The 6,008-nt window shown below is 43.7% G+C and carries 8 protein-coding genes and 1 pseudogene; 5 read left to right on the top strand and 4 right to left on the bottom strand.

All coding sequences use genetic code 11. From position 1 onward, the window contains the following. Window positions 1–268 (top strand): hypothetical protein (locus tag WBA23_RS01595; RefSeq protein ID WP_424580485.1); only part of this gene is annotated, 268 nt, incomplete at its 5' end. A gap of 88 nt (window positions 269–356) precedes the next feature. Here the strand turns inward: WBA23_RS01595 and WBA23_RS01590 are convergent. After that, a pseudogene (locus WBA23_RS01590) lies at window positions 357–764 on the bottom strand (PIN domain-containing protein). Window positions 765–1,195: 431 nt separating this feature from the next. On the opposite strand from WBA23_RS01590, the gene WBA23_RS01585 reads away from it, so the two are divergent. After that, a complete protein-coding gene (locus WBA23_RS01585) occupies window positions 1,196–1,420 on the top strand; it encodes a hypothetical protein (RefSeq protein WP_424580484.1) in 225 nt (74 codons plus the stop codon). A gap of 67 nt (window positions 1,421–1,487) precedes the next feature. After that, window positions 1,488–1,826 (top strand): PIN domain-containing protein, encoded by a 339-nt coding sequence (locus tag WBA23_RS01580; RefSeq protein ID WP_424580486.1) that lies wholly within the window; start codon window positions 1,488–1,490, stop codon window positions 1,824–1,826. Between the two features lie 48 nt (window positions 1,827–1,874). Here WBA23_RS01580 and WBA23_RS01575 read toward each other — a convergent pair whose 3' ends face one another. The 3 genes from WBA23_RS01575 to WBA23_RS01565 form a co-directional block, all read right to left on the bottom strand. After that, complete coding sequence (locus WBA23_RS01575; RefSeq protein WP_424580483.1) at window positions 1,875–2,030, bottom strand: twitching motility protein PilT; 156 nt, start codon at window positions 2,028–2,030, stop codon at window positions 1,875–1,877. A gap of 247 nt (window positions 2,031–2,277) precedes the next feature. Next, entirely contained in the window at window positions 2,278–2,493 is a 216-nt protein-coding gene (locus tag WBA23_RS01570) for a DUF6364 family protein (protein ID WP_424580482.1), read from the bottom strand. A 53-nt stretch (window positions 2,494–2,546) separates the two neighbouring features. After that, window positions 2,547–3,797, bottom strand: a complete 1,251-nt coding sequence (locus WBA23_RS01565) for a DUF4105 domain-containing protein (protein WP_424580481.1) — start codon at window positions 3,795–3,797, stop codon at window positions 2,547–2,549. Window positions 3,798–3,909: 112 nt separating this feature from the next. Here WBA23_RS01565 and aspS point away from each other — a divergent pair, with 112 nt between their 5' ends. Then, a complete protein-coding gene (gene aspS, locus WBA23_RS01560; RefSeq protein ID WP_424580479.1) occupies window positions 3,910–5,715 on the top strand; it encodes an aspartate--tRNA ligase in 1,806 nt (601 codons plus the stop codon). A 55-nt stretch (window positions 5,716–5,770) separates the two neighbouring features. After that, a partial coding sequence (locus tag WBA23_RS01555; RefSeq protein ID WP_424580478.1) for a DUF427 domain-containing protein occupies window positions 5,771–6,008 on the top strand: 238 nt, incomplete at its 3' end.

The raw sequence follows: 6,008 nt of genomic DNA, 5'->3' as shown, positions 1-6,008 counted from the left end.
TACTTTAAACAGTACTGAATTTAGAGAAACCAACTTGAGTACAGAGGCCTTCGACGCTATTGCCACTTCTCAAGGAGATAAGGTTGAAGCAGAATATGAGGCAGGTACTGCATTAACTAACTCTAGTAGAGTTGATGGGTTAGCTGTAGACGATGTAGTAGCGTTTAGCACCACAGGAGGACGATTCGGATTAATTAAAGTAGTTGAAGTAATAGGTACTTTTGGTAATACCGATGGTATTCGTATTGAAGTAAAAGTAACCAATTAGCAGTAAGTAGTTAGTTAAAGATACAAAAGCGCAGGGGTTTCGGCTCTTGCGCTTTTTTTGTTTGGTGGGAGCGGTATTAACTTTGGAGTTACTTCGCTGACCTCCAGTTCTCAATAACGAGATCAGGAATACGAGAAAATTCTTTTTCGTTGGAAATAACTAATGTTAGACCGTTAATCAATGCAGTAGCGGCAATCAGCAAATCGTAGGCTCCAATAGGTTGCCCTCTCTTTTGTAAGTCAGCCCGAATACGTGCCGCTACTGTAGCCTCCTCTTCAGTAAAAGGAAGGGCTTCAACATCTTCCAGAAATCCTAAAACAGCTTTTTAAGTAGTCTGTTTCATTTGCGGGTTTCTAAATAAACCATACCGAAGTTCGTGGGCGGTAATTGCTGATATTTTTATTTCCGAAGGCAACAGTGCTTTTATACGGTTTAGCGTATTGGCATCTCTCCTGACCAGATCACTTACAGCACAAGTATCTAACAAATAAAGCATTTCAAAAAATATCTGATCGGGGCTCTTCTAGTTCATCACGGTAAGATTCAAAGTCATTTAGTGCTGAATCTTCAATTAAATTATCTATCCAGGTACCCCAGGAAGATGTTTTTTCTTGCTGCAAGAGTTGTTCTATTGCTTAACGGATAGCCGCATTCTTACTAATTCCTTTATTCTTAGCGTAAGAATCAATTTGAGTCTTTAGTGTATCCGGTAGATAAATTGATATATTCATGGGTAAGTATAATATGTTATAACACCAACGGAAGAGTAAAAGAGATGTTATGATGGTAGCGAGTACTGCCTAAGCAAAATGTACCGCGTTTAAGCGCAAGGGTTTCGGCTCTTGCGCTTTTTTTGCTAGTTCGGGGGTTTATCCTTTTGGGGCTGCTTTCCGTTAGAAGAAGAGTTATTCAATAAAAACAGCGAATATGAGCGCAATTATTATAGAGAACCAAAGCGATCAATTTCTGGTACGAATCAAGAAGGATACAATAGACAAAGAAACGTTGGTTCACTTACTTAATAGCTTAAAAACGGAGGATTTGAGCAATCGGGCTGAGATTGATGAAGGTATAGAAGAGCTAGGAGAAGAGGTTAAGGCCGACTGGTGGAGTAAAAACAAGCAACGGTGGATTGACGAAAATAACTCATGAAATCGGTAGTAGTGGATACTAATATTCTGTTTGCTGCCTTGCAGAGGAAACAGTCTGCTATCCGACAATTGCTAGAACGCCCGGATATTCGTTACTACACTCCTTACTTTTAGTCACCGAAATCTTTAAACACAAGGAGCGGATTATCGACATGTCAAAACTTCCCGCTCATGAAACCTGTGAATTGCTAACCAGATTGTTGCAACATATCTCGTTCGTTAACGAAAGTATCATCTCAACCGGAGACATGATTGCTGCTTATCAGCTTTGCAACGATATAGACGAAAAAGACACCCCTTTTGTGGCTCTCGCTTTTTCCCTTGAGGCGAGTCTATGGACGAGAGACGAAACTTTAAAGCAAGGGTTGCAACGAAAGGGCTTTACCAACTTCTTCATTAAAAAATAGAAAGCGCAGGAGTTTTAGCTCTCACATTTTTTGGTTAACAACTGATCTCTACCCAATTACTTCTTCTGGCCCTAGTACTGGAATTTGGCTGGCTTTAAAGTCTTTTCTATTACGGGCGATAGTGGCATCTATCTTTCCCGGTTGTAGAGCACAAAAATATTGAGTACCATCTTCAAAGTCCTTAAATTTAGAGGTAACAGCCACTAACAAATCTTCTTTATAAATAGGCTGGATGTTAATAAACTGAAGTAGTCTTCCTACCTTTTCTTGGCAGTATTCCTGCCTACTTCCTTTTCTAAAATATAATAGGCAGTAATTACTGAATTGTCAGACATCCACAACTGCCACTGCTTCTTTCTTCCCTGATTGAAAATGTGTAAAGCAAACTTCCCAAAGGGTTCTCAATTGCCTAAAAAGGCTAATATGATGTTAGTATCCAGAAAATAGACTTTCATTTAATATGCTTATCAGTTAAGATAGTACGAATAGCCTGCTTATGATCTATATTGACAGGAAAAGTAACTGAACCAAATAACCCTTCAAAAGAAGTTAGCTTCTCTAGGTACGATTCTACTAAATCAGATAAGCTTTGATTGGAATGTTTAGCATATCGCTTCGCTTTCTCAATAATTTCTTTATCTAGCGTCAACATTAATTTGGTAGACATAATACGTGCATTTTTATTAATAATACGTATTAGCTTCAGTTTTGCTTCCGTATCTACTGGACTAGGTTGACTTCATAGTACTTATAGAAGTAACGAAACGCTATTAGCACGATAAGCGGAATGACCGCCGGATGATATTCTTGCGGAAGAACATCCGAAGCGGGGATAAGCCCAAGGTAGAAAAATCCGTTCAATAGAAAATACAGCTTCGCTCCGATACCCAATTGTTTGCGCACAAGCAGAAAAACTGTAAGCAAATGTAACGGATGGGCCCAAAGCAAATTCCAGTTCTCCTTTGTGGTCTGATGGTCGGTGGCTAGCCAGAGTAATAATAGCAGTATTCCCAATAGTCCGATTAAGCTAAAGAAGATGGCATCTGGCCATTGAACGGGCTTCTGCTTACGAGTGATAATCGTCCAAAGCAGAAATACGGCAAATAACGCAATAAACGTCCAGTGGGGTGTCGCCCAGCGAGGAACATCCGTTCTGGGATTTGCCTCGCGAGGCACTACGTTTGGTGAGGTGCTGTTCTTAGTCGGCCTCCCAGTCATAATAAGTTCATCCTGCCTTATTAGAGGAATTTCTTGCCCCCCTCGGAGTAATGTGCTGCCTTCAAAACTTTGCGCCAGATAATCGGGCAAAAACATATACTCGTAAGGTGAAGCAGGTTGGTCAATGCGAGCTCCCAACGCCAAGTCAATTCCTAAATCGCCCCAGGGCTGAGGTGCCATATATTCATCAACCAACTGACGAAAAGTCTTACGACTTTCTACCGCTACCAACGAAGTGTCTAACCGTAAAGTGTCTTGTAGCACTACCTCAAACGCATCCCGAATGCGGGTAGCGCAGTTATCGTAGAAAAAATCGTAAAGATAGAAACGGTTTTCGGGTAACAAATTAACGTTGAGAAAATCGAACATCGCTTGTTTTTGAGCTAGAGTTAAGTCGAATACTTGTTCCCGCACATCCATCTGCCGTTGTTGCTGCTCTAATTCTACGTAGTAAAAGTCATAGGCACTCAACTTGTAATTAAGCTTACCTCGCATAAACTTGAAGTAAAAGCCGGACTCATCAAAGTCAAAGGTTCCGTAGTTGTATACCCTATCTAGCGGAGTGCCTCCCAGTGAATTTACTGGATCTTGTACTCGCAGGGCACTATGGCCAAAAGCTGTGTACAGTTGCGAACCAGGCGAATAAGTTAGTAAACTGATGGTAGCTTCAGAAGAAAGCGATTGCGCTAATCCGGCATAATTAAACCCTCCAGCCACCGCCCAAACCAGCCAAAAAAGTTTTTTCCACGCCATAGTAAATTTCATCGAGCTAAACCGACTAAAGTTACGCCTTTCGTTTCGCCACCTATATTTTTCCCGTAACTTTGCCGCTTAATTTTTTTAGTAACGATCTAATTTCTCATTTATGCTACGGACGCATACCTGCGGTGAACTACGATTAGAAGATAACGGACAAGAAGTAACGCTTACCGGATGGGTGCAGCGCAAACGCGATAAGGGCGGAGTGTTATGGATTGACCTACGAGACCGCTACGGCCTCACCCAACTGATCTTTAAAGAGGGCGAAACTGCCGAGGAACTAATTAAGCAAGCCCAGGATGTAGGGCGAGAATACGTGCTAAAAGCCAGTGGAAAAGTGATTGAGCGCTACTCCAAAAATCCGGATTTACCCACCGGTGATATTGAAATTGACGTTACCGAACTAGAGGTGCTGAACCCTTCTAAAGTACCGCCCTTTACCATTGAAGACAATACCGATGGTGGTGAAGATCTGCGGATGAAGTACCGTTACCTGGATTTGCGTCGCAACGAAGTGCGCCAGAAGCTCCAGTTGCGTCACCGTATGATGCAGCAAACCCGCCGCTACCTGGACAATCAAGCGTTTATTGAAGTAGAAACTCCGGTACTCATCAAATCTACTCCCGAAGGGGCTCGCGACTTCGTAGTACCTTCCCGCATGCACCCTGGCGAGTTCTACGCTTTGCCGCAGTCACCCCAAACGTTTAAGCAACTGCTGATGGTTTCCGGTTTCGACCGTTACTTCCAGATTGTAAAGTGCTTTCGCGATGAAGATTTACGGGCCGACCGCCAACCCGAGTTTACCCAGATTGACTGCGAGATGTCGTTCGTTACCCAGGAAGATGTACTTAGTACCTTTGAGGGATTGACCAAACATCTGTTTCGGGAAGTAAGAGAACTAGAGCTAACCGAAGCATTCCCCCGCATGAGCTACGCGGATGCGATAAAGTACTACGGTAACGATAAGCCCGATACTCGCTTTGAAATGCGTTTCGTAGAGCTCAACGAAGTCGCTCAAGGCAAAGGCTTCAACGTGTTTGATAGTGCCGAACTAGTGGTAGGCATTGTCGCTCCGGGTTGCGCCGAATATTCTCGCAAGCAACTGGATGCGTTGACTAACTTTGTAAAACGGCCGCAAGTAGGAGCCAAAGGATTAGTTTACGTGAAGTGCAATGCTGACGGTACGTTTAAATCATCCGTAGATAAATTTTATAGTCAAGATGATCTGAAGGAATGGATGCAAAAGATGCAGGCGCAAGAAGGCGATCTACTACTAGTTTTGTCCGGTGAGGCTAACCCTACCCGAAAAGCCCTATCTGAACTACGGTTGCACCTGGGTTCTGAACTCAACCTCCGCGATAAATCCGTCTATAAACCACTGTGGGTAGTAGATTTTCCGCTATTGGAATGGGATGAAGATACTCGGCGGTACTACGCTATGCATCACCCCTTTACCTCGCCCAAACCAGAGGATATTGAAAAGTTAGATTCAGCCCCAGGCGAATCCACGCTGGGCGAATCCACGCTGGGCGAATCCACGCTGGGCGACGTACGCGCTAATGCTTACGATTTGGTGATCAACGGCGTAGAAATTGGCGGCGGTTCTATCCGAATTTACGACCGGGATTTGCAGAAGAAAATGTTCCAGGTGCTGGGCTTTACGGATGAAGAAGCCCAGAAGCAATTTGGCTTTCTAATGGATGCCTTTGAATACGGAGCCCCTCCCCACGGGGGTATAGCCTTCGGCTTCGACCGCATGTGTGCCCTCTTCGATGGAGCCGATTCTATCCGCGACTACATCGCCTTCCCCAAAAACAACGCCGGTCGGGATGTAATGATCAACACTCCATCCACCATTGCTGGCGAACAGTTGGATGAACTAGGTATTGAGGTGAAGGAAAGCGAGGAATAAGTTATTGCATAAACCTTCACTGAGTAAGAGGGTTTCCATATAAAAAGAATTTTATATGAAGCGAATTAAGCCAAAAGAAGGGCAAGAATCGGTGTGGGATTATCCGCGGCCACCGCGGGTAGAAGACGTGAGTAAGCATGTGAGAGTAGTTTTCAATGGAACCGTGATTGCCGATACCAATCGGGCTAAACGCGTGCTGGAAACCAGTCATCCCCCGGTGTACTACATCCCGCCGGAAGATATTAAGATGGAATTTTTGCATCAACTTCCCCAGACAACCTATTGCGAATTCA

The organism is Tunicatimonas sp., from assembly GCF_049647865.1.
Classification (GTDB): domain Bacteria; phylum Bacteroidota; class Bacteroidia; order Cytophagales; family Cyclobacteriaceae; genus Tunicatimonas.
Note: the sequence above shows the minus strand (reverse complement) of the source record. Positions and strands in the feature narration are given on the sequence as shown.

What these genes read in the sequence shown, in the direction of transcription:
- WBA23_RS01570 (WP_424580482.1), bottom strand. Translation starts at nt 2,493, where the DNA reads ATGTCTACCAAATTAATGTTGACGCTAGATAAAGAAATTATTGAGAAA.
- WBA23_RS01585 (WP_424580484.1), top strand. Translation starts at nt 1,196, where the DNA reads ATGAGCGCAATTATTATAGAGAACCAAAGCGATCAATTTCTGGTACGA.
- WBA23_RS01565 (WP_424580481.1), bottom strand. Translation starts at nt 3,797, where the DNA reads ATGGCGTGGAAAAAACTTTTTTGGCTGGTTTGGGCGGTGGCTGGAGGG.
- aspS (WP_424580479.1), top strand. Translation starts at nt 3,910, where the DNA reads ATGCTACGGACGCATACCTGCGGTGAACTACGATTAGAAGATAACGGA.